This is a genomic window from Pseudarthrobacter sp. NPDC058329 (assembly GCF_042879835.1).
In the GTDB taxonomy this organism is placed as follows: domain Bacteria; phylum Actinomycetota; class Actinomycetes; order Actinomycetales; family Micrococcaceae; genus Arthrobacter.
The window spans coordinates 134,176-159,781 of sequence record NZ_JBHVZR010000011.1; the positions used below are offsets into that span (position 1 = coordinate 134,176).

The window sequence follows — 25,606 nt, forward strand, 5'->3', positions numbered from 1 at the left end:
TGGGAACGTTTGCGGGAACGTTTTCAATTTTGCACGTGTCGCAGCTCACTGTCAAGAGAACGTTTGCAAGTCAGGAGGATTAGAGTGTCTCTCACACCCTTGCTGAAGAGGAGAACCGCAATGGACCCGGCCGCCGCAGGCAATGTCGTCACGCTGAAGGATGTTGCAGCGGCCAGTGGCGTGAGCATTTCGACCGCCAGCCGCGCCCTGGATGAGCGCACGACTTCCCGGTCAGCGGCCGCAGCGAACGTGCGAAAGATTGCTGAACAGCTCGGGTACCGGAGGAACTCTTTCGCCTCCAGCCTGCGCCGCGGTGAGACCCGTACCCTGGGCGTCCTTGTCCCCCGCTTGAGTGACACCGTCATGGCCCTGATGTTCGAAGAACTCGAAAAGGCTGCCTCCTCCCGCGGCTACTTCGCCATGGTCGCTACCAGCGGAGATGACCCTGACGAGGAACGCAGCGCAGCCGAAACCCTGCTCGACCGCAACGTAGACGGATTGATCCTGGCAACGGCCCGGCTCGATGACAAACTCCCCCGGCTCCTGCGTGAACGCCGGGTAGCGCACGCATTGGTACTGCGCACCGACGGCATCAGCCCATCCGCGCTCGGAGATGACGAAGTGGGCGGCTACCTCGCCGTGCGCCACCTCATCGACCTCGGCCACCGCGACATCGCCGTCGTCACCGGCCCCGACTTCACATCCTCCGGGAAAGCCCGTCTCGCCGGCGCCCGCAGAGCCATGAAAGAAGCCGGCATCCACCCGCCCGACAAATGGCTCATCGCCGCAGGCTACGGCATCGAAAACGGCTACACCGCCGGCGAGACACTCCTCGGCACCGGCCACCGCCCCACAGCGATCTTCGCAGCCAACGACAACATCGCAATGGGCGTGATGGCTGCAGCTCATCGCAACGGCATCACCATCCCCGATGACCTCGCTCTGGTCGGGTACAACGACACACCCCTTTCGGCGCGGCTGCCCACACCCCTAAGCTCGGTCCACGTTCCCTTGGACCAAATCGCCGCCACCGCCATCGACCTCATCGTCAACCCCGGTACCGAACCCCTCATCAGGCGGTCCATGCCTACCCTCATCCCCCGCCAATCCAGTGGAAAACCCAAGCACTAGTCCACTGGAACCCATGAGCAATGGGCTTTGACGTCAAGCTAGCGCACACCCCAACCTGACGTCAGGGAGTAGGGAACAGAGTGTCAGAATAGGGTCCGGAAGGCAGTTGTTGCACATGCACGGCGAACAATCTCAGATTCAAACCTGACAGCCGGCACCCCTGATGACATGCGTGGGCAGGTGCTTTGGCAGTTGTTGTGCAACAGGATGTTGCACAACTATCCGGGACCGTCTGGACGATAGTTCCGCTGCCCACAGCCGGGGACAATCCTGATGGGTTATCCACCGCTACTGCTGCTGAGGGAGCTCCCCCAATGGCTCCCGATTCCAGCCGTGGATAAACCCGAATTGACCCCAGCCATGGACAGCTTGGAGTCGCTGGTTCAGGTCAGTGCGGCCACGAAGCATGGGGCTTTTGAGGCGTTCCGCGGAATAACAACTACGAGTAACCTCGTCGTGCTCTTGCCCGCTTGACGATCAGGCGCGCCCCGGAGGCATTCATGCGCCAGGCTGCCGCCCTGACACTGATCTGATAGCTGGCCGCGGCCTCCTCGTCGCTGGCGTTGTTCCACGCCAGGTCCAGGGCGCCGCTGGAGGGAAGGACCAGTTCACCAGCCAAGTGAGTTGCTTCAGCTTCATCGTCACTGTTGGCACTCCGGCACCCGTCTTCGTCGACGAGGGAGTTTGAAAACTGGTGCTCAAGGAGGAGGTGCGATAGTTCGTGGCTAAGCGTCATTCGCGACCGAGCCGAAGAATGTGCATCATTTTCCAGAATCACTGCACCTGTGCCAACAGGGATTAGTGCACCCGAGAACACCGCTTGATGCTGATCTAAGAAATGGCTTTTTGCAGCCAGATCAAGCTCACTCATACGTACGATGGTTACCCCGTATAGCTCGGCGAGCCGGTAAGGGTCGAAGGCCCCCTTCTGAGTCATTCCCAGCTCACCGCGGACTTCTAACGCAAGTTCCGTTGCTTCTTTTTTGAAACCTCGCCTCACGCTCAGCGGGCCGCCCGTGCGCGCCGAACGGTAGCGGATATGACTTCCTCAAGATATTGAACATCCGCTTCCGTTAGATCGCTTCGGGCTCGTAGCAAGGGAGCCAGTTGCACTAGCAGTTCGGGTTCAGGACGCTTCTCCTCTGGTGCGTCAGATGGTGAGATGAAAAAGTCGTCAGCGTCCAATCCGAGCCAAGTAACCAGAGTGGCGAATCCGTCCGCGTCGGGCTTGAAGCCATTGCTCATGCGCGACAACAGCGATGGGCTGACGCCAACTTCCTTTGCGAGCGATCGCCAAGACAATCCCCGCTCTTGCCGGGCAGCATCTAGTGCCGCATACAGAGTCGTCACGTTTATGTGCGTTTTCACGTCTTACTCCTTTGCATGCTTCAACTGTCTCATAGTTGGCCCCTTGCATCGAAAGTGAAACGATGTGGTAGAATAGATGCAGTGCTTCGGATTCGACGCAAATATTTTGACTAAAAGGAGTGGCCATGACTATCACCAACAATGAAGAACGCAGTGGCGAACAGGACATCGCTGGCAAGGGCAAGCCCAAGACTGTCATCACCGTCAACCGACAGGAAGTACACATACTCGGTCCACGTGTAACAGGGGCACAGATTAAGGCCACCGCAATTGAACAGGGTGTATCCATAGACCCCGGATTTCAGCTCTCCCTACAGGAAGCCACGGGTAAGTGGTCCATCGTTGGGGACGCGGACACGGTAACCGTGACAAAGAACTCTGTGTTCCGGGCTGTCGCCGACGATGACAACTCCTAGGACTTGTAAATGAATGCGGAAGTATCAGAAGCGATCGATGAACTTCGTCGAACCTTTCCAGCTGCGGAAGTGTCCGCAGTCCACGACGGGCAGCAAGGGGCCTTTGTCATAGTCGATCCCGTCCCACTCGTGGGCTATGACCAGGATGAGACATGGGTGGGATTCCACATCACTTTTCAATATCCACTGGCGGACGTATATCCCCATTTTGTCCGACCAGACCTTACCCGGCGCAACGGAGAAGCCCTTGGCGAAGGTTTTGCCCAGACCTCGTGGAACTGCCCAGAAAACCGCCCTGTCGTCCAACTGTCCCGCAGATCGAACCGTCTGAACCCTGCCGTGGACACGGCAACCCTCAAGCTGCTGAAGGTACTGCAATGGCTGAACAAGGACTAGGACAGGCAGCCTCTGGCTGGACTCTTCGCATGACCGGAAGCCAATGGGCAATGCTGCACGGGCACCTCTTTCCTGGTGACGCCGATGAGCATGGGGCGGTCCTCCGCTGCGGGATCGTAACCACCGACCGTGGTACTCGCCTCCTCGTGAGGGATGTCGTATTAGCCCGGGACGGGATTGACTATGTCCCGGGCAAGCGCGGATACCGCATGATCACGGCAGACTTCGTACTAGAACAGATTGATCATTGTGCTGCCGAGGGCCTTGCCTACGTGGCAGTTCATTGCCATGGCGGCACGGAGTCTGTCGAATTCTCGGATTCAGACATGCGTTCACACGAGCGCGGCTATCCGGCCCTCCTGGACATTACGGGAGGACCGGCGGTGGGGGCCCTTGTTCTGACCAGAAAGGCTGCAGCCGGAGACATCTGGCTGCCAGGCGGAACAAGAATCGAACTGGACCACCTCAGTGTCGTTGGGCGCCCGCAAGAAACGCTCAGGCCCCATCCCATTTCTCTGCGTGGAGCGGCACAAAGACACGATCGTCAGGTCCGAATTTTCGGAGAGAAGGGCCAGGACGTAATTGGGCGACAGAAAGTCGCCATAGTCGGTCTTGGCGGAGGCGGCTCACTAATTAATGAGTACTTGTCCCGCCTGGGCGTTGGCCATCTCGTCCTCATTGACCCCGAAAAGATTGCTATCTCCAATCTTTCCCGCGTCGTGGGTAGCACTCGACGAGACGCCCACACGTGGCTTGGCGATGAATCACGTCCACGCTGGATGCAGAAACTAGCAGACCGCTTCGCCACACCCAAGGTGGCCATTGCTGCACGCGTGGCGCGACAAGCCTCCAAGTCTGTGCGGGTCGAACAAATCGTTGGAGATGTAACGAACGATGCCGTCGCCCAACGCCTCGTCGACTGCGACTACATATTTCTCGCCGCAGATTCCATGCAGGCGCGCCTCGTCGTCAGTGCTGTTTCTCATCAGTATTTGATCCCGATGACACAAGTCGGCGCCAAGGTCAGCGTTGACGGCACAACAGGCAACATCACAAACATCTTCAGTGTTGTTCGTTCCTCTGAGCCCGGTAGCGGCTGTTTGTGGTGCAATGGCTTGATCTCGGCTTCCCGGCTTCAAGAAGAAGCTACGGCAAAGGAACAGCTTCAGCTTCAGCGGTATGTGGATGAGGCAGACATAACCGCTCCCAGCGTCATCACCCTAAATGCCGTTGCGGCCGCCCATGCTGTTGACGACTATATGATGACGGTGACCGGACTCCTGCAGGATGTGAACGAAGCGACTTGGTACAAGTTTTTCCCCCAGGAATCTGATGTGGCCAGCGAGACTCCGCGAAAGGACTCGGATTGCTTCGTGTGTGGACCCCCGAGGTTCGGCAAAGGCAGCCTCGGACGCCTGCCGACAAAGTAGTCCCCCTCTAAAGACGGTGCCGCGGCCGGTGCTAGTCAAAAATTCCTGCTTCAGGGGTTTTATGGGGAAGCGCGGTTCTGTCAGGGGTGGGGGTTTTGTGTCCGTCGTAGGCGCATTTTTTGAAGGGTCCTTCTTTGTCCATGAGGAGGCGCATGTGCGGGTCTGCGTGGTTCAGCCACCAGGTGCTGACGCCGAGGGCGGGTTCCAGGCGTAGGTGTTCCCAGGCCCGCCAGATGGCTTCCATGCGGATGAGGGCTTCGGGGTGTTTGTACCATTCAGGGCACCACGCGTAGGCTGCGCCTTCGTTGACTTCGCGGACGTAGGACTGGGCCAGGAGGTCAGCGAAGAACTCCACGGCGCTGGAGTACACGAGTTCCGGTTCGGGCCCTGCGTGGCTGTGCCCGCCTGCCGGGGGTTGCTCCTCTTCGTACGCGAAGGCGTCGCCGAACTCTTCGCTCACGCCTTGTCTCCGTCCGTCCACGGGTTGAGAGCCGGCACCGCCACCGGCTCGCGCTCAGTCGTTTCCTTGGTTGCGAGGGAGTCTTTGACCTTTTGGGCGTGGGGCCCGTTCATCCAGGGGATCGTTTCGATCATGGTGGCCGGGGCGCCGGAGGCGAGCAGAATGGCCCGGAACCTTGGCAGTGCTGTCAGGTCGGCAACGGACAGGATTTCGTCCTTGCTTTCCTGTCTGGATGAGGAGGACCCGGTTCTGCTGTGGCTGCGGGAGACGTTGATGTAGCTGTATTGGCCGATGAGGCGGGAGAGCTCGTCGAGGTAGCCGACTTCGGAGACGCCGCCGCCGTAGATTTTGACGTTGGATGCTGACCAGAGTTTCCGCATTCCTTCGAGGTTCCAGACTTCCACGCCCTGGGACCAGGACTGCAGGATGGTCATGAGGATGATGCCGCGGGAGCCGTAGTGGCTGTACTGGTCCGGCAGGGCCTTCCACCGGCAGACGTTCGCGGCCTCATCGAGGATCCCCAGCAGGGGGGTTGCGAGGCGGCCGCCGGGCTGGGAGGTGGCGTACTTTTCGGCGGCTTCGACGACGGCGACTGTCAGGGCCGTGACGAGGGGGCCGGCGGTTCCGACGCCTTCGCGGGAGAGGCTGTAGAGCGTGCTCTTGCTGCGGACAAAGTCTTCGGGGACGAACTGCGGACGGGGGTCGGTGTCGACGGTGGTGCCCGGTGCGGGGGTGACCCATTGGCTGACGTCCCGGTCGGTGAGGCAGGAAACCATTTGCCGGGCGGTGCCATAGACACCGGCCCGCTGCTTTTCCGGTTCACGGATGTGCCCGATGACCATGTCGGCCAGCAGGTCAAAGCCGCCGGTACGGAGGATGTCAGCCGGTGCTTCGTCGTGCGGGCGGGTCAGCCAGGTGTACACCTGCGTGATCGGGGCGGCGCTGAGCGCGGCGGCGAGCAGGAAGGCTTTGAGCAGGTTTTGCCCGGCCGGGTCGAAGTAGGCGTCCGGTTTGGTTCCGGGTTCCCGGGAGCCTGCGGCGAAATGAGAGGCCATGTTCCCGGCCGTGGCTTCATTCTTCACATACGACAGTGGGTTCCACCACCAGGACGGTTCTTCCTCCGCCACGGCCTGCGGATCAAAGACCCACACCTGCCCAGCCTCCGAACGGATGGGCCGGGTGACGTCGACGATGTCACGCTTGTTCGACGTCGCGATTACCGCGCCGGGCGCGTCAAGGATGGCGGGGACAGCGTAGGAGGTGGTCTTCATCGTGCGCGGCCCGGCGATGAGGATCAGCATGTCCTCCCACGACGCCCAAAGCGGGCGCTTCCCGGCCACGCTGCGGCCAAGGCGGACACCCGTGGAGTTCTCCACACCCAGGCGCACGGCCGTGGCCGTGGCGCCCTTGGTCGAGAGGTGGTCCAGGTCCTTGCCCCGGCCCATGTACACCGCGGCCTTGTCCACCCGGGTGCGTTTGCTCGCGGTCCGGGACCGCACCACCAGCACCGTCACCACCAGTCCGATCAGGACACCGGCCAGCACGCAGGCCACCACTGTGGACTGGTCCGGCCAGGGCACCCGGCCCTTGGCCAGCCCGGCGATCAGGTCAATCGGGTGCGCCGGAGGGGCGGCAAGGCCGGCCAACCAGGACCCAAGGTGGGCCGCGGCCCAGGTGCCGCCGCCGAAGACGGTGGCGGCACCAATGGCCAGCCAAATCCCCAGAGCGTCACCGAGGCCTGTTCCCTTGCGGTTCGGGGCACTCATGCCGCACCTTCTTCCCGGATTGGAGCTGCCCCATCCAGCAGAGTTTCTGCCGGCGCATGCCAGCGCTTGTTCGTGTCGTTCAGAGATGCCTCAATACTGGTCAGGCCGATGTGGACAGGGATGCCGGGGCGGCCACCGACCTTGATCAGGAACTTTCCCCGGCCCGGGGGTTCGACGTCCCCGCCACGGGAATCCCACGCCGGCGGGTCCTGCCACGAGATGAGCTTCTGCTGTTCCTGCCGTGAGAGCGGGATCGCAGCCGTCAGCAGCGGCATTTCCGAAGCCGGCAGGCCTGCGCAGATGACCATGCCGGAACGTTCAACGAACCCGCGGGCTTTCATCCGGTCTTCCTCCGCCGGGAGGGCCAGCAGGTCGGACATGGTGTGGGAGATCATGACCTGCCCGACACCAACACTCCTGTTCAGCCGGGTGAGGGCGTCGACGCGGTCAACCATGCCCTTGCCGGAGCGCAGCGCCCGCCACAGCTCATCGAGGACGACGAAGTAGTTCCTGCGGGGTTCCAGCCCCGCGTCGGCCAAGGCGTTGGCGACGTTGACGGTCCCGAAGCCGTAGGACCAGCACGCCAGCAACACAGCGGCCTGCAGGTCAGTTTCGGTTTCGTCGATGCTGGAGACATCGAAGACCACGGCCCGGTCCCGCCGCATGGGGTTAGTGGTCTGCCGGGCGAAGATTTCGCCGAGCTTCCCGCCACCGGTCAGGCCCAGCAGGGTCGCTTCCAGCGCCCGGGTTTCCCGGAGGTAGACGGTCATGTCCCCGCGGTCCAGGGCGACCTGGCGCAGCTCGGCCGGGGCCGCGGTGATGACGTCGAGCAGGTCTTTCAGGACCGGGATCCCGTCGAACGTGTCATCGAGCACCCGCAGGGCCCGGTCAAGGATGGTCTGTTCCTGATCGGTCGGGGGTGAGTTTCGGCTGATCGTGATGAGGGAGACGACCATATTCAGCCGTCGGCCGTGGGCGTCGGCCCGGACCCGGACGGCCGCGTCGTGGTGCCCCTGTTCTTCCAGGAGCTGGGCGACCTCGACGGCCTGGCCGGGATCAAGGATGTTCAGGTAGCCCCGTCCCCGGCCGAGCCGGATGACTTGACCGCCCAGCGCTTCGACCGCGTCGACGTGCTCTGCTTTCAGGTCCCCGAGGACGAGGGGGTGTACGCCCTGGCCGGAGAGGCCCAGGAGCATCCTTCGCACCAGTGTGGATTTTCCCAGCCCGGGTTTGCCGAGAATGAACGCGGACGGGTTGGAGATCAGGTGGGCGCGCTGGAACCAGCTGATCGGGTCACAACACACGGTCGCCTGGGTTTCCTCATGCCGGCCCAGCGGCACACCAATCATGGGCGAGGACGTGCCGGAGCTGAACGGCCACAATCCGCACACCTGCACTGTCGTGCCCCGGTACTCCCGCACCGCAGGAACCAGCGCAGCTGTTCCCCCGCCACGGCCGGCCCAGCCGCGTGACCCGGGACTCCGGACACGGCCAGGACGCGACGTCCCCTCCCCCAGACCAGTGGCTGATTTTTTTGCTGGGTTTACTGGTTTCACTTTTTTCGCTTGCAGGAACGTGAAGCGGGCCATTTAGAGGGCCTCTCTGATTTCGCTGGGCAGCAGGATGTGTTTGGGCAGCACCAGGCCCAGCGGCAAGGACGCGGCGAAAGCGGTGTCCTGTGAGCCGTAGGCGCGGCGGAGCAGGACCCGGGCGGTCCCGGAGGTCTGCTCGATCGCGGCCACCGCATCGGCAAGCCGGGTGGCGTCGGTGACCGTGGCGGTGACGACCATGCCGAAGTTCACGAGCCCGGCACCCTGGGCTTCTTCCTGGGCAGTCTGAGCCGCCGAGCGGGCATCGACGAGGGCGCGGGCGCTGGGCCGGTTTCCGGAGGTGATCCGGACATTGGCGTTGTTCTGGTCCCGCTCGACGACAGCGGCGGCCCGGGCGGAGTCCATCGGGCGGTAGAGCAGGGAGACGCGTTTGCGGTCAACGTCCCCATGCGGGGCAAGCAGCCGGGACAAGACCGAGGAGTTCACCGAACCCCGCGGCGCACCGGTCATGGTCCAGGAGACAGAGAACGCGGAATCGTGCCGGTAGGTATCCCAGCTGGCCTGGGTTGCGGCGGGTCCGACCTCACCCCAGGTCAGGGCGACTGGGGAACCGGCGGCGTGGGCTTCATCGATAATCAGCGCCGCGGGCGGGTCGTAGGCAATCCGGACGACCTCGCACAGTTCCTGCGCTGACATTGGTCGGGCGATCCCGGCGCCGGTGGACTGCAACCGGGCACCCAGACCAGGGATGCGGGAGGCGATGTCGCGGGCGACGTCCTCCGGTTCCCGCTTCCGGGACCCTGCACGCAGGGAGGCGTTGAAGGTCAGGGACACCCAGGCCCGCACGGTGGCAGAACCTTCCGGGTAGGTCCGGATAACCTCGCGGAGGATGGCCTTGGCAGCTTCGGGGGCGTTCTCGTCGATGTTCATCTCGACTTCATTGCGCAGCCGGTAGCCCGAATCCGGGGCGGTCTCCACGGTGACCGCGGCGGCTTCCAGCCCTGCCTCATCGCCCAGTCCGGCGAGCCAACCGCCCCAGTTCGCCACCCACGCATCGACCTGCTCGGGATCCACCAGGGAGGCGCCGTCGGGTTCGGTGGAGAAGATGACGGTGAAGTGGCTGGTGGTCGGTACGTGGAGCATCGCGAAGGGGCGGTTGTAGGAGTCATTGAACTCATACAGGCGTGACTTCGCTGCCAACCCCGGGACCTGGTATATGCCCCACTCCGTCACCCCCAGCGGGCCCGAGCGGTACAGGTTCGCACCCGAGGAACGGGCGAGGCGGAAATTCATCCGGGTCGCGAAGCGGTCCACCACGGACTGGCCGTGCTTGTCCTTAACGGTCAGCAGCAGGACCAGCACCCCGGCCACGGCCAGGACGCCGAGGCCGGCGAAGAGGCCCCAAATCGCGAAGCTGATGATGCCCAGCAGCAGCCCGGCCATGACAAGGCCGGTGCCGATAGCGCCAAGGTCACCCAGCCCAGCGGACCTCGGGACCCGCCAGTTTCCGTAGGACGGTTCCTTGTATTCGGTGTTAATTGCTGCCACTGGGGCCCTCCCCCGTTGAATCCTGCGCGGTCTGTTGTGCGGCCGATGAGGCCCGTGACGCTACCTGCGCCCCCACGGCGACAGCGACGCCGGCCGGACCTGCAGCCTTCGCCGCCCCCGACGCGGCCCCGGCCCCCGCCCCTGCTGTCGCAGCACCGGAGCTACCTGCAGCGCCCTTACCGGGGACTCCCCCGACCCCGGACGCACCGGCGGATCCCGGTGAAGGTTTAGCGTTGCCACCGTTGGTCCCGCCAGGACCTTGGCTGCCGGCAGGAGACGCGCCGCTCTTGGACGGCTGGCTGGGCGGGGTCGGTGACGCATTCCCGCGGCCGCTCCCGCTTCTGCCCAGCGAAACAGCACCAGTGGCCATGGCCCCAGCAGCAGCGGCGGCTCCCCCGCCCGAGCCCGACGCGACCGCACCAACCATCGGGGTGACAAACCGCATCAAAGCCGGGAGGGCAAAGACTGCGACCACCATGAGCGCGAGCCCTGTAATTGAACCGAGCAGTGCGTCTTTTTCCGTGCTGGAGTCCATGAGTTTGAAAGCTGACGCGTACACAATGGCCGCTGCAGGCTTGTACAGAATGAAGGCAATGGTCCAACCAACGGCCTTCTGAAACCACTGCCGGCCCATCTCTGTATTAGTGAAGGCAGCGGTAGTGGGAAGAATGCCGGCCAAGATGACCAGCATTCCGCCGCGGACAACCATTAGGACTATCTGCACCAATGAGGTCAGCAGGCCGATAAGGCCCAGGATGATGAGGATAAAGACAGCATCGCTTTGGTGAATGACTGCAATGGCCGTGAACGCCTCGGCAAACCCCCTCCCGTCTGTGGAACGTTCAATGATGGCAGCCGAGAAAGCGTCAGCCGCCATGACCAAGATTGAAATCACGCCGAGGCCAAGCCCTGCAACCAGTGTGAGTGTCAGAAGCGATCTGAGCAGGTCCTTTAGTGGCGCGCCGCGCTGCTCCCAAATCATCCGAGTACCGCCAAGAATGACCGAAAGAACGGCCAGCGTCAGCGTCCAGTAAGACAGTTCAGAATTCAGGAAGCCCACCACCGGACTGGCCGTCATGCCGTCCTCCGTCGTGAGGTTAGTCGCTGGCATGCTCGCCCAAAACGTCGACAGGGTAGTCACCATGCGGCTCAGTCCTTCCAGGATGGACTGCGCAAGATTTCCTATCGCATCATTTGCGATGTCGGCAACTACATCCCCGGCGACGCAAGTAATGTCCCCCAGCTTGCATTCAGCCACGTCAGACTCCGGACCAGAGGATGAAGCCGCTTAGGGAACTGAGCTGGGACGTGCCGTTGAATATCTGTCCATCATCAGCGGCCTTTACTTTCCAGTCTCCATCAATCCACCGAAGCGATAGCACCGAATGAGCCAAGGCACTGTTCGGTAACTCAAGGGCCAGATCAACGTCTGCTTCCGTGGCGCTGTAGGACTTGATCAGAAATCCGCGTATCTGAGCGCTATCTGTGCCAGTCGCTGTCGAAGGCGATCTATTCTGGGCATCCTTTATGGCAGCATCCCGGCCGGGACCGGGGACCAAGAGCTTATCGGCCAGCTTCAGTTCGTCCTGCTCGGTTGAACCTAGGGCAATGACGTTGGCCGCGGCGTAGAGGGCTCCGGTTGGTGAGTGCGCGAAGCAGGAACGGAAACCGTCGCTGTCTGTGACCCCTGGCCCGAAGGTGTCGGGGTCTGTGGGCGTTGCCATCCTCCCTACTAGCTCCCAGTTGGACTCGGGAGCAGTTCCCAAAGCCGTTTCCGAGGTAGAGGGCAGACCGCAGATGCTACTAGACGCGGCGTTATTTGGTGTCGAGGCGGCCGCTGAGTTGCTCTCCGGAGTGGACGGGGCAGGCTGCTGCGCGCCACCGTCCCCCTTCGGGAGCATGAAGATGACGATGACGGCTGCTATCAGTGCGACCACGAGGGCGGCCGAAATGATGAATCCGGGTTTGGTGAATGGATTCCGTTCGGTGGTGTTCTGTGTGGATTCGCTCATGATGAACCTCCGGGGATTGGTTAGACGAAGGCGCGGACGATGCCGGAGGCGCCGGTGATGATGATGCAGCCGGCGAGGACCCAGCCAAGCTTGGCGATGGATTCGCCGCCTTCGCCGCGTCGGAGCTGGATGACCATGCCGATGCCGACGATGATCACGCCCAAAACACCGAGGACCAGGCCGATGCCGGAGGCCCAGTTCAGTACGGTGAGCAGGCCCTGTGCCTGGGGAGGCACAACAGGGGTCGGGTTCGGGATGACGCTGGCGGGAAGAGCTGCGATGAAGTTCATGGTGAGACCTTTCGAGGTGTGGCGCTGTAGTGCTGTTGGTTTGTTAGCAGGTGAGGGCTGTGAGGTCGGCTATCAGGCGTTGGTATTCGCGGCCGGGTGTCCCGGAGTTGATGTCCCCTAGCCGCCAGGATTCGACCCAAGGAAGCATCCAGAGTCGGGGTGCTCCCCCGCCGATGAGAGCTGCGAAGTCCCGCAGGGCTTTGGGTAGTTTTCCTGGTGCATCGGCCAGGACCGCGAGGCCTAGCAGGTTGACGTCCGGGGCTGCGCCGGAGGCCCACTGGATGAGGGCTCTTTGCGCGGCTTTCAGGCCGTGCATGTCTGAGCGGCACACCAGGAGGACCGCCGCCTTACTGAGGCCGTCTTCAAGGACGGGCCAGGCATGTTCGGTCGGGCGGGCGCCCTCCAGGATACGGCTGAGACGGGTTTCGCCCGCTCCTCCATGGACACCGGTAACCCAGACCGTTGCCGTACCGGTAACTTTCCGGCGGGCGATGCGGTCAGCTGCGTCCGGTTCCACCATCCCCAGGACCGGGCTGGTGATGGTTGCAGGTGGAGGAAAATATGCGTCTGCAGTCGCTGCTTCGGGTTCTGCCGTGGCTGGCCTGCTTATCCAAGGGTTCGGGTGCTGGGTCATCTGCGTCCTCCTTTCAGAATTGGATTGTCGGTGGTCAAGGGGTAGTTAGAAGCCGCTGGCGACGGCGGCCGCGGCTTTCAGCCAAGCCCGCTGAGTGGCTGGTTGCAGGGCTTCATAGCGGATGGGTCCGTTGACCAGGGCCGGATCGTAGGGGATCCTCACGACAGCCCGGACATAAGGTGCGAAGCCATCAGCGATGCGCTGGGCCTCGTCCTTGGCCCTTTTCAGGGCTTCACCGCTCATGCTGCGCTTGGCGTCAGTGGATTCGCTAACGATGACGACGGCGTTTCGGGCCAGTTCAGCATCGTGGCCACCGCGGGATTCGAGGGTCTGCAACGTCAGCCGAGCCGCTTCTGCGCGGTCTTCGATCGCGGTGACAGGGACGACGAGCTGGTCGGTGTGGTCGATCATGCGCCGCCAGTTTGCTGCCCGCGCGGTGTTGCCTGAATCCATGATCACCAGCCGGTAATACCGGGTGAGGACCTGGTGGGCGACGTCCACTTCCTCGGCGGTGACTTCGTGGTCGCCTTCCTCGTTCTCATCCGAGCGCAGAACATCGAACTTGTCTGCGGTCTGGTGGTGGACAAACTTGGCAATCTCGGCGGCGTTCGTCGAGGGTGAGAGCAGTTCGGTTGAGGAATCGATCAGGTCCAGAACGCTCCGGTCATGGGCACCCTTTTCGGTCCGCCAGCCCAGGGTGCCCTGGGATTCGTTGTTGTCCCAGGCGACGGTCGCCGCGCCGCTGTAGCGGGCAAGGATGGCCGAGAGCATAACCACTGTGGGCGTCTTGTTCGCCCCGCCCTTTCGGTTGACCACGGCGACGGTGCGTGGGCCAGGCCAGTGCTGGCTGACGGTGCGGATGTCTTCCCGCTCCGCCATCTCTTCTTCGGATGGGTCCATGCGGAACCCCAGCCGGGTCAGGGCGCCCCGCCAGCCCTTCGTGGCCGGTTCCAGCACCGGGGCGCTGACCAGGAAGGAGGTTTCCTTCAGGCTGCGCCGGGCCGGTGCCTCCTGCACTTCCGGGGTTCGCGTGGACGTTGTTTCGGGGGTCAGGGTCATGGATGTTCCTGTCGCTAGGGGGACGGTGCCCGCTTCGTCAGTAATCGGCTCGTCATTGATGGGCGCTGGGGTTGTTTCTGCCCCCGCAGGTGCGGGCGGTGCTGCCGTGGGGATGGGATCTTCAGCCACGCGGCTGTGTGAGGCCTTGGGCACATAGCTGACGGATTCTTTAGTGCCGTCCGGTTTCACGATCAGCTCACCCTGGCCTTCCGGGTCATCTACCTGGACACGGACCGGGCGGTTCAGCGTCTTCGCTTCCCTGACGACGAGGGACAGCGCGTTGTCGCGCAGCTGCTGCAGTGACTCGGCTGCTTTCACGTTTCGGGAGTTGCCGGCAACGACGACCTCTGCGGTGCCGTTGGCACGGACGATGGCGTTGATCTTCGGGAAAGCCGGGACATCTGTCTGGTTCAGGGCCATAGCGTTTCTACCTTTCTAAAACGTGGAGGGTGGGGATCAGGAAGCCGGTGGTGTGAGCCGGTTGACCTTCCACGGGGCGTCCATCCCCGTGCGGAGCAGCTGCACGGTGTAGGTCCCGGCATCGGTCGGCACCGCCGCCATGACCCCATAGCCGTTGGCTTCATCCACGCTCAGCGCGGCCGGACCGGTGACGCGGCTGGTGGGAATGTTGGCAGGGTCCACAGCCGAGTAGTCGGCAGTTGCCTGGGGCGTCAGCCAGCGGGCAAGGTCGTTCGCCCACTGCTTTTCCTCCACGCCAGGACGGGCAAAATCCGCCAAAGCCTTTTCAGCGACCTCGACGGCCGCCTCCTTGCTGGCCTGATCCCAGGTGATGCCGATCGTGGCGGGGATCATGCCCCCGGGAGCCTGCGGGCCGCTGCTGGCGCTCAGCGAGACGGGCGCGGAAGGCGTGGGGCTCGATTCTGCCGGTGCAGGCATGGTGTTCGCTGTCGGTGCGCACGCGGCGCAGAGCAGGGCTACTGTGAAGAGGGCCAGGGGCTTCTTCATTTCTTCTCCTCGTGTGTGGGCAGGTACAGGAACGCGGAAGGGACATCGCTGATGACAGTCCGGGTGTAGTAGTTGTGGTCATCCGGGGGCGGGTTGCCGTTGTAGCCCTCTTCGACGTAGGTCCCGTCGTCCTTGACTTCCTTCACCACGGCGACGTGACCGAAAGTCGGGTCCGCTCCCCCGGCCCCGGGCGCGTACCAAACAACTGCCCCGACACGGGGAACAGAACCAGTGGGCCAGCCTTTGGCGTCCCAGCCGGCCTTCCACGTCAGGGCCGAGCCAAGGCCCTGACCGTCCGGACGGAAGTTGCCGTTGAGGAACTTGAACGGCTCCCCGGTGGACCCCAACTGCTGGTTCACCCGCCACAGGGCAAAGTCCACGCACTCGCGGTAAAACATGCCCAGCGGAGAAGCCGCGGCAGCTCCCGCCCCGACCTGCATCCAGGTAGGAGAGTCTTTCCACGGGTAGTCATCCCCGACACCGGACTTCCCCGGAATGGCGCAGTCGCTGCCTTCCACCGAGAACTTTCCGTCCGAGAGTGCCTGGACGAGCTTGACGGCCTCGGGCCAGTACTTCTGGTAGTGGTACGGGTCTGCGTTGCGCTGGACCTTGTTCCCGGCGAGGGTCGGCTCCAGCAGCTCCCAACTCTGAACCTTCTGCAGGGCCTTGATGAAGTTCGTGGCGCTGATAGTCGGGTCCATCCGGTCCGCGTAGGAGCCCCACGCGCCGTTGTCCCGCTGCTGGAACAACCCACGCGAATCCGGACCAGCTCCGTCGCCGTAGTCAAGCACGCGCAGCCCCGACTCCCCTAGGGACACCATGACGGTGATCATCTGCCCCTTCACGGACAGATCTAGGGCCTTGCCAGCACCCATGATCGCAGCGGCGTTCTTCAACTGCTCATCAGCGTAGCCCTCGACCCTTGTGTCGGCGTCGATGACTACAGAAACGGCTGGGCCGCAGGTAGCCGCAGCGGGCTTCGCGGGTGCGAGCAGTAGGAGCATTGTGAAAATCAGGCTGATGAACAGCCCGGGGATGGCGATGACGGCCACCAGGCCAAGAGACTTGCGCTGCATTAGTACAGCCCCCCTTTCCCGTTGCGTACCCACGAGTCTTTGAGCCACAGGAAGCCAGCGACTTCAACAGTCATTGCGACTACCGGGCGCCGATTCTGCAGGGCCACGGAGCGTCCATCGTCAAACACTTCCGTCACGCGGTGTGAGGTCAGCAGGTCCGCGTTCTTTAGGCCAGCACGAACATGCGGAAGGACCCCTAGCCTGGTGGGGCGGGCAAGCTTAGTCTTGCAGGTGACCCAGACGGCGCGGGCCTCAACGAAGTCGCGCTCATCAACCAAATTCAGAAGTTCATTGAGCACCTGAACCTGCCCGGCAGGCGCATCCAGCTCTGCTGCTCTAGACCGGAAGGCTGCATGTTCCCGCCCTACACGTTCACGAAGCGCTCCGCCCATGGGCCACAGTGTGCCGAACGCCAATAAGTCGGTCACTGCCTGCCACTCCCCCAAAAAGCCATCGTTTCCACAACTACCAGCCAGCGCGGACATTCCTCCACCGACTGCACCCAGCCCGCTATTTTCCACAAATTCGCAGCAAAACGCTTGTCAAATGAGCCCTTTGAGACAAAGCTCTCGCCGAAGTTCACCTAACCAGCCGTAAGCATCGCAGCGCGCATCTAACTCCTTTACCCTAACATTAAACGTTAGTGTAGTATGCCAGCATGAGCAGATACGGCAAAATGAGCGGGTGCCTCGAAATGCGAAGACCTCATCCCCCGCCGGCCCAGCGGCAAAAGCGGCGATGAAAGCCTTCGGAATGAATCAGGTACGAGCGGCAATCATCAGGCATCTCGCGCGAAGTGAAGAAGGAACGACGTCCGGCGAGATCTCACGCGAACTCCAAGCCACTTACCAGACAGTCTTTCGGCACCTGCATGATCTTGAAAAACAGGGGATCGTAGCGTCTGACGCGGGCGAGCAGAGGCAGGGACAGCGCGTCATCTACACACTAAACAAACAAGCGAGGGACAAAGCCCTGGCCGACTATGCAAGTTACTTAGACGGGCAATAAGTACGACACGCCGCGAGCCTTCCCACTTAAACGAATCTGATTCATGTTGTGTATGAGAAGTATCTTCGGTCCTGGGAGGGAAAATGGCACAGCGAAGCAAGGGTGAACGCCACGTGATCACGGCCCGTCTGCCAATCTCGGATGCAGAAAAACTGGCAGCCGTCGTAGACGCCACCAAAGAGAGTCGAAGCGATTTAATCGCGCGGCTCGTGCACGCCCACCTGAAGACCGTAGACCTGGACCGTCTCAGCTGCCAGGAGGCTTTGCCTATAGCCAAGGCCAGTTAACGAAGAAGGCCCGCTTTCGCGGGCCTTCAAAAAGTATGTGTTCAGATCCTCATCTTGGCGGATCGGCGATCTGAACTATTTCAAACACCTACAAGTAGGTGTCCTTTTTCGTACCCTCCGGAGAGGAGTAACTGCTGTCTATGGTACAGCCACGACCACATTCGTCAACAAACGCAGCGGCTAGAACAGCGTGTCCAGGGCCACCTGAGGAGTCTTGGGTACTAGCTCCACTTATCGCAGGGCAGCCGTCATATCGACTTGGCCGATGGATCGGTGGAAGATTTCACTACCCAAGGCCCAATAATCCGCCCCGCATTTCTCGACGACTGCCGGCCGCTCCCGCCGCTGTCATGGTTCACGGGCTCGATGGTTCTGTCGCGACCCTGTGCCTCGACTTTGACACATCTAAGGCCGCTCCGTCGGTAGTACGCTCCGACACTGCCCGCATAGCAGCGATGCTAAATGATTGCGGACTCCTTTTCGTCGAAGACTTCTCCCCTAGCGGCGGCCATCACCTCTACGTCCCCCTGGAAGAAAGACTCGACAGCTCTGAAGCGCGTCTGTTGGTTGAAGCGATGGCTCTTACATGTCCGAGTCTTGACCCGGGGCCACACCAAAACGTCAGTGATGGCTGCATTCGCGTGCCGGGATCTAAGCACAAATCCGGAGGCCATCAAGTTCTCATCACTCCCCTGTCCGCTGCCTACGACATTCTCCGTCGACGGAACCCCTCGAAAGCCGTAGCCAAATTGCAGCGCGCACTCGCACCTGAGTTACGGCGTCTGGAAGACGCCCGGCGAAAGATACGACGAGCTTCAGGGCCGAGCACATCCAGGCAACTCAATCCCGTGCTTAAAGAAACACCTGTGCGCAGAATAGCGCGAACTGGCCTTTTCGACTCATCTACTTACCGAAGCCCATCAGAGGCCCGTATGGCTGTGCTGTGTTCCATGGCCGCGTCCGGGCACACAGCACAAGACGTCAAGACGGCCATGAGCGGCTGCTACCCAGGCCTGGCAGCCCTATTTGGATCAAAAGCGGACCGACTCCTAGAAAAGGAGTTCGCCCGCGCAGTCAGCTACACGAAGAAAAACACCGCAAAGGGAGGAAGCTCGAAGAGTGCCCACATTAACGACACAAGCCTCCCTACTTCTTCACAGGGGGGGCATGTAGCCCGGTCAAGCGCTGCTGCTGTACAGCAGCTTGCAAACGACATCGAAAATGTACTCTTTGCAGTTTTTGATCAAAGACTGATCAAAAACTACGGCCGTGAGAGCGCTGGTCTTCGCCTGCTGTTTCGTGCAGTGCTTGGGTACATGAGGACGACGGGTCGGGATGTTTTGGACATGGGATGCAGGACATTTGCAGCAGCTACGGGTAAACACCAGTCGACAGTCGCTCGACTGCTCCCCGTTCTTGTCTCTGCTTCCGAGGGAATTCTCGTTAAGGTTGCTGATGCCAAGGGGCGCAATGCAGATGTCTACCTAGTGCAGCTTCCTGAGCAGTATCGCCAACTTGCTAGGGACCTCTCCTGGCGGAAGGGAAAGATATACGGTCTTCGTCCGATCTTTCGGCGCCTAGGTGACACGGCTGCACTCGTCTACGAGGCGATCGAGCGTTCCCGTTTTTCCCCCACTACTGCCGGCATCATCAAGATGACGGGTTATTCAAGAACTGCGGTTGATAATGCTCTAGCGTCCCTAGCTGCACTCGACCTGGTTCATCGGAGTCGCAGGCAGTGGTTGATTACTGCTGGAGCCAATCTCACGGCACTCGCCCGCCGCCTTGGGGCACTTGATGATTTTGAGGAGCAGGTCGCTCGTCATCGACGTGAACGGGCTATTTGGCAAGCTTGGTTGGATCGGCACAGTACCCGAGTGCAAGAACGAGACATCTACGATCCGGAACGAGATGAATACTGGCTGCCTCCGGGCCAGGACTGGGGCTGGCAACACCTTCATGAAATTGCCTGATAAATAAATACGTCAAGATGTATTTAACGCCGTGACTGCCAGATACAGGCTCCCCTGTGCTGCCCCCAGCTCCGAATCCTTGCGAAGCCGTCTAGTTGTGCCTGGAAACACCCAGGGAGTGGATTTGGGGAGCTCGTGGTCGTTCGCCCTTGTTCGGAGCTTCCGCTACTGAAGCTATGGCCTTCTTCCCTCGAGCGGGCTTCTCACACCGCGGACGCTAATAGTTCAACTCCTAGTCCCCTGGGGATAAATACGTCCTGACATATTTATCCCCAGGAATGAAGCACGCCCCTGCTAGCTGAGTACCACCGCTCCTGACCGTCTCTTCAGTTGTTGTCTCTGCTGCCAGTGGATAGGCACCCGTGTACTCCTGGCGTGCCTGTCATGACGTATTTATTCAGAGACACGCCATGCCGCCTGAATAAATACGTCATGACAGAATGATAGATTTATCTTGTTCGCTCAGGATAAATACATCTAGATAGATTGACGGATAGATAGACATCTATCTATCCGTCAATCTATCTATCACTCCAGATATACCCAGAGGAGAGTTGTGAAAGTAACCGCCATAGGCAATCGAAAGGGCGGCGTGGGGAAGACGTCCGTCACCCTCGGGTTGGCCACAGGGCTTCGCCTGATCGGGAAGAGGGTCTTGGTCATTGACCTAGACCCTCAAGCAAATGCAACCGATGCTTTGGAGGGAGCGGGGGAGTTCGATGTATTTGACGTTCTCTATGGTGGTGAAGCGGGCACTCTTGGTCAGGCCATTACTTCAACTACATGGTCCGGAATCGACGTGATTCCGAGTTCTGAGTCGCTGGCTCGGCTGGAAACTGAGGCGATCATGACGCCGGAAATGCGACTCAAGACCGCCGCCTGGGGTGCCGAGGAACTGGAAGACTACGACCACATCCTAATTGACCTGCCGCCTGCACTGGGAAGGCTAACGCTCAACGGATTGATTTGGGCCGATCGGGTAGTAGTAGTAACGGAACCGGCGGCTTTTTCCGTGAAGGGAGTTACGGAGTTCCTTGAGACCGTTAAGAAAGTACAGTCCTTACCGCACCTTAACCCTGCCCTGGAATTTCTTGGCATCATCATCAACAAGACCAGCTCGCCCCTGACGGGTGAGCACAATTTCCAGATCGGTGAGTTGGAATCCGAATACGGAGCAGACGTCCGTGTTCCGCATTTACCGCTCAGAACCGCGATGCAGGACTCGATAAGCAGCAGATCCCCTCTTACGAAAATGAACAGTAGGGGAGCGATGGTCCTAACCGAGAAGTTCGTTGCCCATGCTCGCTACTTGGACGGAGCAAATTGATGGCAGTCGAGAGAAAGTCATCTATTCGTAAGGCGCCGGCGGCCGACGTCGTCGATGTCTTGACCTCCAGGGCTGTAGAGGTAGTTTCTCCGACTCCTGCCGCTGAAACGCCCCGTTCTGAGTCGCGCCAGGCCGACGTGAATCCGGTGGTGTCTGCCAAGGGACCAGGGCCAGGTCGTCCCAGGAGTAAGAAGAGGATGGAGCCCTTCTCGTCGAAAATTGAAATCGCGCTCCGTGACGAACTGGACTCATACATTCAAACGTCCGGGATCACGATTATCGAATTTCTAGATGAAGCGATACGTGATCGCCTCAGAAAATAAATCCGTCCAGACAGAATTAATTGTGGCGGGTTGCGGATCGTAGTGCGGGGGAGGACGTTTCTGGGGGAAGGGGACTCCCCAACGGTCACTGTTTTTCAGCCCAGCGTTCGTGTGCTGACTGCCGGCTGATGCCGACCGCGCGGCCGATGTCCGCCCAGGATGCCCCGGCTGCCTTCGCGGCCGCCACAGTCTTATCCAGCCTCTGGCCGGCTTGGGCGTGTTCACGCGCCGCTGCTTCGAGACCAAGGATGGCTTCTGACGGGGCGATGTGGGTTTTCCACTCTTCGTGGATGGCGTCTTCGACCTCTTGGGAGGCGTCGGCGAAGCCGTCCAGCGAAACGTAGTCCCTGCGGTGACTGAAGTCAGCGTCGGCCGGGGACATAACTCTTTTCCATAGTTCTCCTTGCCAGCCACAGGTACAGGCTCCACGCCAGCCGATCATTTCTACATCGGGGACTACTTCATGGTCGCTCATCACCTTGTCCCGCTCGTACCGCCCAGTAACCCCCTCAACGAGCATTCCTTCGCCGGAGTACGAGGAAGAGAGCCGTCCGTCCGGTGCAACGCAGGCCGCCCAGCCCTCGTGTTCGTTGTCGGTTGATACCCAACCCATGGCCAGCCTTCCTGTCAGGAGTTCCTGACGCCTAGTCTTTCAGGAGCCCCTGACAATGACTAGGCGCCAGGGCATAGGGGTTCGTACCCGAACCCGATACGCGTGAATTATCGGGTGCCTGTCCGCCGGCGGCCACCCCTGTGCCCGCGGCCTTCACGCCAACCGGGTAGGAGCTCGTTCAGCTTCTTCTCCTTGGCCGGGTCCAGCCTGCCTGCACGGTAGTCGATCCGCTGCCCATGCAGCCATACCCCCAGGGTGCGTTCGTGTCGGTCATCAGTCTTTTGATGACGTGGCCAGTCCCCACCGGCGGCCCGGATCTCCTGCAGCTCCTCCAGCCGCTGCTGCCACCGCGCCTCGTCCTCTGCCTTGCGGGTCGATGGCTTGTCCCAGCCAGGGATGACCGCCAGGGCATCACGATAGGCGGGGGAGAGGGTCCCCTCCGCGGCCTGCCGACGGCGGTGTGCCAGCCACGCGCCCAATGCCCGTTCCCTTGCGGACTTCCCGTGGGTCACGGGCAGCCGCCCCTCTGTTGCATGGAAGGCGATGACGTCAGCCAAGTTCCGCAAACCGGCCTCTGGTGTTCTGGGCGGTGCCGGGGCCAGCGCCGCTTTATGTTCTTCCCGGATACCAGGCTCGGCACGCGCAGCGATCTGCAGGTGGTAGCGGACGGTGGTCTCCGCGACGCCCTCAATGGAGGCGATCTTCGACGGCGGGATGCCCTTCCGGTACATCCTCACGAACTCCTCGTCAGGTGCGGTACGCCTTGCTTGCGTCATTGGCGACTTTGCCCTCCCCTCGGTGGGGCAGTCCGCTTCAGTTCGGCGATACGCAGGCGGAGAAAGGTGATCACGAGGATCAGGACATACATGGCCAAGCCGATCAGGACGGCCATCACGACGATATGGAGCACGGCCAAGATACCGAAGCCTGGGACGACGTTCACGGTCTCACCTTCACAACTTCCCCCTGAGCTGATTCACCAGACTGCACCGGGCAAACAGCGGTTTCGGTGCTTCTGGGCCCTAAGCCTAGGGGAAGGGACTCTTCAACGCTCTCGCCGTTAAGGAACGCCTACACCGTGGTGCCCTCACAAGTGGCGAAGCCTTGTGGGTGGCGGCAGAGCGTGGCACGGCTCCAGCCGACGAGGAGGGCCGCGTCTACCGCGGTGCGGCCCTTGGTGCGGCGTCCTGCGCGATCGCCAGCTTGTCATCATTGACAATCGGATCGGAAACTGGACGACCGAAGCGTGTTCCGTTCTGCCTGGCGGCTCATCGGGCCATTTGACTCAAGAAGTCCCCAAGGCACCGCTGCTGAGACGGTTTGCGGTGAGACGTTTTTCCGAGCCATACGCGGCCCCGGCTTTCCAAGCCGCCCGTCCAGCTGTTATTGGACCGGCCGGGTGTCTTGAGAAGCTGTTGTTTTCTAAGACTCGTTGCCGCAGATGAGAGAGCCGCTTTCCAAGTGATGAGGATGCTGCCCCCGTGCTGCGGTCCACAGGTCACATGGGCCGAGCCCGGTAGAAAGCTGGCCAGGGCACTGCCACGTGCGTGTCATTCTTGGTGTATGGCGCGAACTTGGTTGTCGGTGACGGTGGAACTGCTCGGTGGTCGTGGTGAGGAGCTGTGGCCGTGGCCTGGGCGGATCTTCGCGGTCGGGCCGTCCCATACGTTCAAGGATCTTGCTGATGCCATCAATGACGCCTTCGCCCGGTGGGACCGCTCGCACCTGTCATTGTTTACCCTGGCTGACGGCCGGGTCATCACTGATGAAGAGACCGGAGCTGAAATGGCCGGATCGATCGACGGGCCGATCATTGCCCCAATCGATATCGCTGCTGCCAAAGTCATCCCGACGCTGGAGCCGGGGGCCGAGTTTCAGTTCACGTTCGATCTCGGGGACGCCTGGACGCACCGATGTGTGGTTGGGGCGGTGAAGGTCGACCCTGTGGAGGTATTGGGTGTCCGTCCTGATGTCCCCCTGCCGTACTGGGGCTGGGGCAGCATCCCGGACCAGTACGGGCGCCGGTGGGCTGCCGATGACGGGGAGAGCCGGGCGCCGGGGAAACCGGGCCAGCCGCACCCCATGCTGCTGCACGCCTGGCCAGGACAGGACCAGGTGCCGGGGCTTGACCTGTCCGGGCTGCGTGAAGCCATCGCGGCGGCAGATGCGCCTCGTTTCCTCGCGGCGGTGACGGGACGGAACATCGATGATGTGCTGCAGCAGGTAGGGGCAGGCATACCGATGGCTCTCGAGCAGAGACGCCAGGAGGCCGAGCCGGTGGCATTGTCGGTCATCAACCGGTTGACGTTGCGCGGCGGCGCTGGTGACAGGGTGCTGGCCGAGGACCTGCTCGCCGGGCTGCGCGGCGTGCCGCTTACGGGCAGAGTTGTCCCGGTAGACCTGGACATGCTCAGCACCGTGCTGGAAGGGGATCCTGACCTGTCACCCGGCGGCTACCTCGACCTGCGCACCGGGCAGGTATATGACGAGGCAGCCACTGACCCGATGATGGCCGGAGAGGACGCCGCCATCGACGTGGAGGAGGACCCGGAGCGTTGGCTTCGGTTTAACCGCGCCGGTTCTCGGGCCGGCTGGCAGGATATGGCGGCCTTCGCCGAGCGGCAGCAGGACGAAGCCCTCCGGGAGCGGCTGGAGCGGGTGAGCGAGGGCAAAGGTGCCTTCTGGCGGTTCCGCGACGTGGTTCTCGGCGAGGAACTTAGCGAACAGTGGTACGCCTTCTCCACCGACCGGCAGATGGGCCGTGCCCGCGATTTCCTCGCTGACAACGGCATCCGCGTCGGCTGACGGGAGCCTGGCCCGTCAGCGCCGGCCGGTCACAACCATTTGGCATATGGACGCAAAAAGGCTGCCCTCACAAAACTCCGGAGGACAACCTCGACGCCCGGAATACATGGACAGCCCCTGCCGAATGCAAGGTAGCATCCAATTAGTGGAGGTCGTTTGTTGCCGACATCGATGAGGACGATCATGGGCAAAGTCGCTTGGGGTTTCACTTGTTCACTCGACGGCTTCATCGCGGGACCTGATCATGACATGAGCTGGCTGGCTGCTGCGGAACCCTTGGCGGATGGTGTCACTGAACGCCTGGCTGGCGAAGTCGCAGTCATCATCGCCGGCAGAAACGGCTACGACGCCGCACAAGCCCAACGCTACGAGCGGGACGAGATGACGTCCGAGGCGTACGGCGGCGCATGGTCGGGAACCGAGATCATCCTTACCCACCGACCACACGAGATAGCCGATGATCCTTCGATCGTCGCGATGAACTGTGGAATAGTTGAGGCGATAGATCGCGCTCAGCAGATCGCCGGTGACCGGAACATACAAATCATCAGCGCGGACATCGCCCGCCAGGCCCTCGAGCACAACCTCATCGATGAGCTGCAGGTCTTCGTCGCCCCAGTGTTCCTCGGTGATGGCACCCGGATCTTCGAGGTATCTGGCGGATACCGGTACGACTGGGAACTCGCAGAAACTTACGAGGGCGCCGAACGCAGCTTCGGCCGGACATACCGCCCGAGACGTCACCGCCCGAGCTAGCGTTCAACGATCAACCCAATACGGCGTCACCCCGAGTAACCGAGTTTCAGCAGGCGCCCGGCCCGCATGCGAACGCCCGCAAGAGGATTTCCAATCGGGCACGGGAGTGCTCATTGGGCCACCGTCTACTAGGCGCGATGGGTGGCGTGAAGATGACCATCAGTCAAGGGATCGCAGCGATGACATGGATCACGTAATGCTTACGCCCTCACTTATGACCACAGCAGCCCCACGCGCCGAGCTTTCCGGCGCGTGGGGCTGTGATGAAGTCAGCGAGACCCTTGCTCGTGGGCGGCCGCTGCCTCCCGTACGGCGTTGGCGACGGCGCGGAAGTCCTTCCGCAGGATCGCGCCGTGGTTACTGGGGACCTTAGCGCTGGCCTGGAACCGGGGGGGGGGGGGGGGTGGGGTGA

26 protein-coding genes and 1 pseudogene are annotated in these 25,606 nt (G+C 61.7%); 9 read left to right on the forward strand and 18 right to left on the reverse strand.

Annotated elements, in window-relative coordinates; all coding sequences use genetic code 11:
- The first annotated feature begins 120 nt into the window (after positions 1-120).
- The gene (locus ACFVYC_RS14995; protein WP_387551508.1) at positions 121-1,131 is read left to right on the forward strand and encodes a LacI family DNA-binding transcriptional regulator; all 1,011 of its coding nucleotides are present in this window, start codon (positions 121-123) and stop codon (positions 1,129-1,131) included.
- Between the two features lie 439 nt (positions 1,132-1,570).
- On the opposite strand, the gene ACFVYC_RS15000 is transcribed toward ACFVYC_RS14995, so the two are convergent.
- Both ACFVYC_RS15000 and ACFVYC_RS15005 read right to left on the reverse strand, forming a co-directional pair.
- Complete coding sequence (locus ACFVYC_RS15000) at positions 1,571-2,068, reverse strand: ImmA/IrrE family metallo-endopeptidase (protein WP_387551511.1); 498 nt, start codon at positions 2,066-2,068, stop codon at positions 1,571-1,573.
- 65 nt (positions 2,069-2,133) lie between these two features.
- Entirely contained in the window at positions 2,134-2,499 is a 366-nt protein-coding gene (locus ACFVYC_RS15005; protein ID WP_387551514.1) for a helix-turn-helix domain-containing protein, read from the reverse strand.
- A 125-nt stretch (positions 2,500-2,624) separates the two neighbouring features.
- Here ACFVYC_RS15005 and ACFVYC_RS15010 point away from each other — a divergent pair, with 125 nt between their 5' ends.
- From ACFVYC_RS15010 to ACFVYC_RS15020, 3 genes are all read left to right on the forward strand, one after another.
- Positions 2,625-2,915: a multiubiquitin domain-containing protein gene (locus tag ACFVYC_RS15010; protein ID WP_387551517.1), complete on the forward strand. Its 291-nt coding sequence runs from the start codon at positions 2,625-2,627 to the stop codon at positions 2,913-2,915.
- 9 nt (positions 2,916-2,924) lie between these two features.
- Entirely contained in the window at positions 2,925-3,311 is a 387-nt protein-coding gene (locus ACFVYC_RS15015; RefSeq protein WP_387551520.1) for a hypothetical protein, read from the forward strand.
- A gap of 209 nt (positions 3,312-3,520) precedes the next feature.
- Positions 3,521-4,741, forward strand: a complete 1,221-nt coding sequence (locus tag ACFVYC_RS15020) for a HesA/MoeB/ThiF family protein (RefSeq protein WP_387551523.1) — start codon at positions 3,521-3,523, stop codon at positions 4,739-4,741.
- A 31-nt stretch (positions 4,742-4,772) separates the two neighbouring features.
- On the opposite strand, the gene ACFVYC_RS15025 is transcribed toward ACFVYC_RS15020, so the two are convergent.
- The 12 genes from ACFVYC_RS15025 to ACFVYC_RS15080 form a co-directional block, all read right to left on the reverse strand.
- Entirely contained in the window at positions 4,773-5,201 is a 429-nt protein-coding gene (locus ACFVYC_RS15025; protein WP_387551526.1) for a DUF4913 domain-containing protein, read from the reverse strand.
- On the reverse strand, positions 5,198-6,967 hold the full coding sequence (locus ACFVYC_RS15030) for a type IV secretory system conjugative DNA transfer family protein (RefSeq protein ID WP_387551529.1): 1,770 nt from the start codon (positions 6,965-6,967) through the stop codon (positions 5,198-5,200). The genes ACFVYC_RS15025 and ACFVYC_RS15030 overlap by 4 nt, the downstream gene beginning before the upstream one ends.
- The gene (locus tag ACFVYC_RS15035) at positions 6,964-8,556 is read right to left on the reverse strand and encodes a helicase HerA domain-containing protein (protein WP_387551531.1); all 1,593 of its coding nucleotides are present in this window, start codon (positions 8,554-8,556) and stop codon (positions 6,964-6,966) included. Before ACFVYC_RS15035 ends, ACFVYC_RS15030 begins: the two co-directional genes overlap by 4 nt.
- Positions 8,557-10,065, reverse strand: coding sequence for an SCO6880 family protein (locus tag ACFVYC_RS15040; RefSeq protein WP_387551534.1), 1,509 nt, complete (start codon positions 10,063-10,065; stop codon positions 8,557-8,559).
- Positions 10,052-11,143 carry a hypothetical protein gene (locus ACFVYC_RS15045; RefSeq protein WP_387551537.1) on the reverse strand — a complete coding sequence of 364 codons (1,092 nt, stop codon included), beginning with the start codon at positions 11,141-11,143 and terminating at the stop codon, positions 10,052-10,054. The genes ACFVYC_RS15040 and ACFVYC_RS15045 overlap by 14 nt, the downstream gene beginning before the upstream one ends.
- A gap of 181 nt (positions 11,144-11,324) precedes the next feature.
- Positions 11,325-12,077: a hypothetical protein gene (locus ACFVYC_RS15050; RefSeq protein ID WP_387551540.1), complete on the reverse strand. Its 753-nt coding sequence runs from the start codon at positions 12,075-12,077 to the stop codon at positions 11,325-11,327.
- A 20-nt stretch (positions 12,078-12,097) separates the two neighbouring features.
- Positions 12,098-12,367, reverse strand: coding sequence for a hypothetical protein (locus ACFVYC_RS15055; RefSeq protein ID WP_012311500.1), 270 nt, complete (start codon positions 12,365-12,367; stop codon positions 12,098-12,100).
- Positions 12,368-12,410: 43 nt separating this feature from the next.
- Positions 12,411-13,001, reverse strand: coding sequence for a DUF6668 family protein (locus ACFVYC_RS15060; RefSeq protein ID WP_387551544.1), 591 nt, complete (start codon positions 12,999-13,001; stop codon positions 12,411-12,413).
- A 45-nt stretch (positions 13,002-13,046) separates the two neighbouring features.
- A complete protein-coding gene (locus tag ACFVYC_RS15065) occupies positions 13,047-14,480 on the reverse strand; it encodes a MinD/ParA family protein (protein WP_387551547.1) in 1,434 nt (477 codons plus the stop codon).
- A 36-nt stretch (positions 14,481-14,516) separates the two neighbouring features.
- On the reverse strand, positions 14,517-15,026 hold the full coding sequence (locus ACFVYC_RS15070) for a hypothetical protein (RefSeq protein WP_387551550.1): 510 nt from the start codon (positions 15,024-15,026) through the stop codon (positions 14,517-14,519).
- Complete coding sequence (locus tag ACFVYC_RS15075) at positions 15,023-16,102, reverse strand: CHAP domain-containing protein (RefSeq protein ID WP_387551553.1); 1,080 nt, start codon at positions 16,100-16,102, stop codon at positions 15,023-15,025. Before ACFVYC_RS15075 ends, ACFVYC_RS15070 begins: the two co-directional genes overlap by 4 nt.
- Positions 16,102-16,530 (reverse strand): hypothetical protein, encoded by a 429-nt coding sequence (locus ACFVYC_RS15080; RefSeq protein WP_387551556.1) that lies wholly within the window; start codon positions 16,528-16,530, stop codon positions 16,102-16,104. The genes ACFVYC_RS15075 and ACFVYC_RS15080 overlap by 1 nt, the downstream gene beginning before the upstream one ends.
- Before the next feature lie 325 nt (positions 16,531-16,855).
- Here ACFVYC_RS15080 and ACFVYC_RS15085 point away from each other — a divergent pair, with 325 nt between their 5' ends.
- The 3 genes from ACFVYC_RS15085 (at position 16,856) to ACFVYC_RS15095 (ending at position 20,697) form a co-directional block, all read left to right on the forward strand.
- Positions 16,856-17,110: a winged helix-turn-helix domain-containing protein gene (locus ACFVYC_RS15085; RefSeq protein ID WP_387551586.1), complete on the forward strand. Its 255-nt coding sequence runs from the start codon at positions 16,856-16,858 to the stop codon at positions 17,108-17,110.
- A 1,279-nt stretch (positions 17,111-18,389) separates the two neighbouring features.
- The gene (locus ACFVYC_RS15090; protein WP_387551559.1) at positions 18,390-19,370 is read left to right on the forward strand and encodes a hypothetical protein; all 981 of its coding nucleotides are present in this window, start codon (positions 18,390-18,392) and stop codon (positions 19,368-19,370) included.
- Positions 19,371-19,926: 556 nt separating this feature from the next.
- Positions 19,927-20,697 (forward strand): ParA family protein, encoded by a 771-nt coding sequence (locus ACFVYC_RS15095; RefSeq protein ID WP_387551562.1) that lies wholly within the window; start codon positions 19,927-19,929, stop codon positions 20,695-20,697.
- Between the two features lie 408 nt (positions 20,698-21,105).
- On the opposite strand, the gene ACFVYC_RS15100 is transcribed toward ACFVYC_RS15095, so the two are convergent.
- The 4 genes and pseudogenes from ACFVYC_RS15100 to ACFVYC_RS15115 form a co-directional block, all read right to left on the reverse strand.
- Positions 21,106-21,633, reverse strand: coding sequence for a hypothetical protein (locus ACFVYC_RS15100; protein ID WP_387551565.1), 528 nt, complete (start codon positions 21,631-21,633; stop codon positions 21,106-21,108).
- 107 nt (positions 21,634-21,740) lie between these two features.
- Entirely contained in the window at positions 21,741-22,409 is a 669-nt protein-coding gene (locus tag ACFVYC_RS15105; RefSeq protein ID WP_387551567.1) for a helicase associated domain-containing protein, read from the reverse strand.
- The gene (locus ACFVYC_RS15110) at positions 22,406-22,576 is read right to left on the reverse strand and encodes a hypothetical protein (RefSeq protein WP_387551570.1); all 171 of its coding nucleotides are present in this window, start codon (positions 22,574-22,576) and stop codon (positions 22,406-22,408) included. Before ACFVYC_RS15110 ends, ACFVYC_RS15105 begins: the two co-directional genes overlap by 4 nt.
- Before the next feature lie 128 nt (positions 22,577-22,704).
- Positions 22,705-22,901: pseudogene (locus tag ACFVYC_RS15115) on the reverse strand (recombinase family protein); the annotation flags it as partial.
- Positions 22,902-23,196: 295 nt separating this feature from the next.
- Between ACFVYC_RS15115 and ACFVYC_RS15120 the strand changes: the two are divergent.
- Positions 23,197-24,438: a hypothetical protein gene (locus ACFVYC_RS15120; protein ID WP_387551573.1), complete on the forward strand. Its 1,242-nt coding sequence runs from the start codon at positions 23,197-23,199 to the stop codon at positions 24,436-24,438.
- 183 nt (positions 24,439-24,621) lie between these two features.
- Complete coding sequence (locus tag ACFVYC_RS15125; RefSeq protein WP_387551576.1) at positions 24,622-25,194, forward strand: dihydrofolate reductase family protein; 573 nt, start codon at positions 24,622-24,624, stop codon at positions 25,192-25,194.
- Positions 25,195-25,606 lie beyond the last annotated feature (412 nt).

What these genes read in the sequence shown, in the direction of transcription:
- ACFVYC_RS14995 (WP_387551508.1), top strand. Translation starts at nt 121, where the DNA reads ATGGACCCGGCCGCCGCAGGCAATGTCGTCACGCTGAAGGATGTTGCA.
- ACFVYC_RS15000 (WP_387551511.1), bottom strand. Translation starts at nt 2,068, where the DNA reads ATGACTCAGAAGGGGGCCTTCGACCCTTACCGGCTCGCCGAGCTATAC.
- ACFVYC_RS15010 (WP_387551517.1), top strand. Translation starts at nt 2,625, where the DNA reads ATGACTATCACCAACAATGAAGAACGCAGTGGCGAACAGGACATCGCT.
- ACFVYC_RS15015 (WP_387551520.1), top strand. Translation starts at nt 2,925, where the DNA reads ATGAATGCGGAAGTATCAGAAGCGATCGATGAACTTCGTCGAACCTTT.
- ACFVYC_RS15020 (WP_387551523.1), top strand. Translation starts at nt 3,521, where the DNA reads ATGATCACGGCAGACTTCGTACTAGAACAGATTGATCATTGTGCTGCC.
- ACFVYC_RS15030 (WP_387551529.1), bottom strand. Translation starts at nt 6,967, where the DNA reads ATGAGTGCCCCGAACCGCAAGGGAACAGGCCTCGGTGACGCTCTGGGG.
- ACFVYC_RS15035 (WP_387551531.1), bottom strand. Translation starts at nt 8,556, where the DNA reads ATGGCCCGCTTCACGTTCCTGCAAGCGAAAAAAGTGAAACCAGTAAAC.
- ACFVYC_RS15045 (WP_387551537.1), bottom strand. Translation starts at nt 11,143, where the DNA reads ATGACGGCCAGTCCGGTGGTGGGCTTCCTGAATTCTGAACTGTCTTAC.
- ACFVYC_RS15050 (WP_387551540.1), bottom strand. Translation starts at nt 12,077, where the DNA reads ATGAGCGAATCCACACAGAACACCACCGAACGGAATCCATTCACCAAA.
- ACFVYC_RS15055 (WP_012311500.1), bottom strand. Translation starts at nt 12,367, where the DNA reads ATGAACTTCATCGCAGCTCTTCCCGCCAGCGTCATCCCGAACCCGACC.
- ACFVYC_RS15060 (WP_387551544.1), bottom strand. Translation starts at nt 13,001, where the DNA reads ATGACCCAGCACCCGAACCCTTGGATAAGCAGGCCAGCCACGGCAGAA.
- ACFVYC_RS15065 (WP_387551547.1), bottom strand. Translation starts at nt 14,480, where the DNA reads ATGGCCCTGAACCAGACAGATGTCCCGGCTTTCCCGAAGATCAACGCC.
- ACFVYC_RS15070 (WP_387551550.1), bottom strand. Translation starts at nt 15,026, where the DNA reads ATGAAGAAGCCCCTGGCCCTCTTCACAGTAGCCCTGCTCTGCGCCGCG.
- ACFVYC_RS15075 (WP_387551553.1), bottom strand. Translation starts at nt 16,102, where the DNA reads ATGCAGCGCAAGTCTCTTGGCCTGGTGGCCGTCATCGCCATCCCCGGG.
- ACFVYC_RS15085 (WP_387551586.1), top strand. Translation starts at nt 16,856, where the DNA reads ATGAATCAGGTACGAGCGGCAATCATCAGGCATCTCGCGCGAAGTGAA.
- ACFVYC_RS15090 (WP_387551559.1), top strand. Translation starts at nt 18,390, where the DNA reads ATGAGCGGCTGCTACCCAGGCCTGGCAGCCCTATTTGGATCAAAAGCG.
- ACFVYC_RS15100 (WP_387551565.1), bottom strand. Translation starts at nt 21,633, where the DNA reads ATGGGTTGGGTATCAACCGACAACGAACACGAGGGCTGGGCGGCCTGC.
- ACFVYC_RS15105 (WP_387551567.1), bottom strand. Translation starts at nt 22,409, where the DNA reads ATGACGCAAGCAAGGCGTACCGCACCTGACGAGGAGTTCGTGAGGATG.
- ACFVYC_RS15120 (WP_387551573.1), top strand. Translation starts at nt 23,197, where the DNA reads ATGGCGCGAACTTGGTTGTCGGTGACGGTGGAACTGCTCGGTGGTCGT.
- ACFVYC_RS15125 (WP_387551576.1), top strand. Translation starts at nt 24,622, where the DNA reads ATGGGCAAAGTCGCTTGGGGTTTCACTTGTTCACTCGACGGCTTCATC.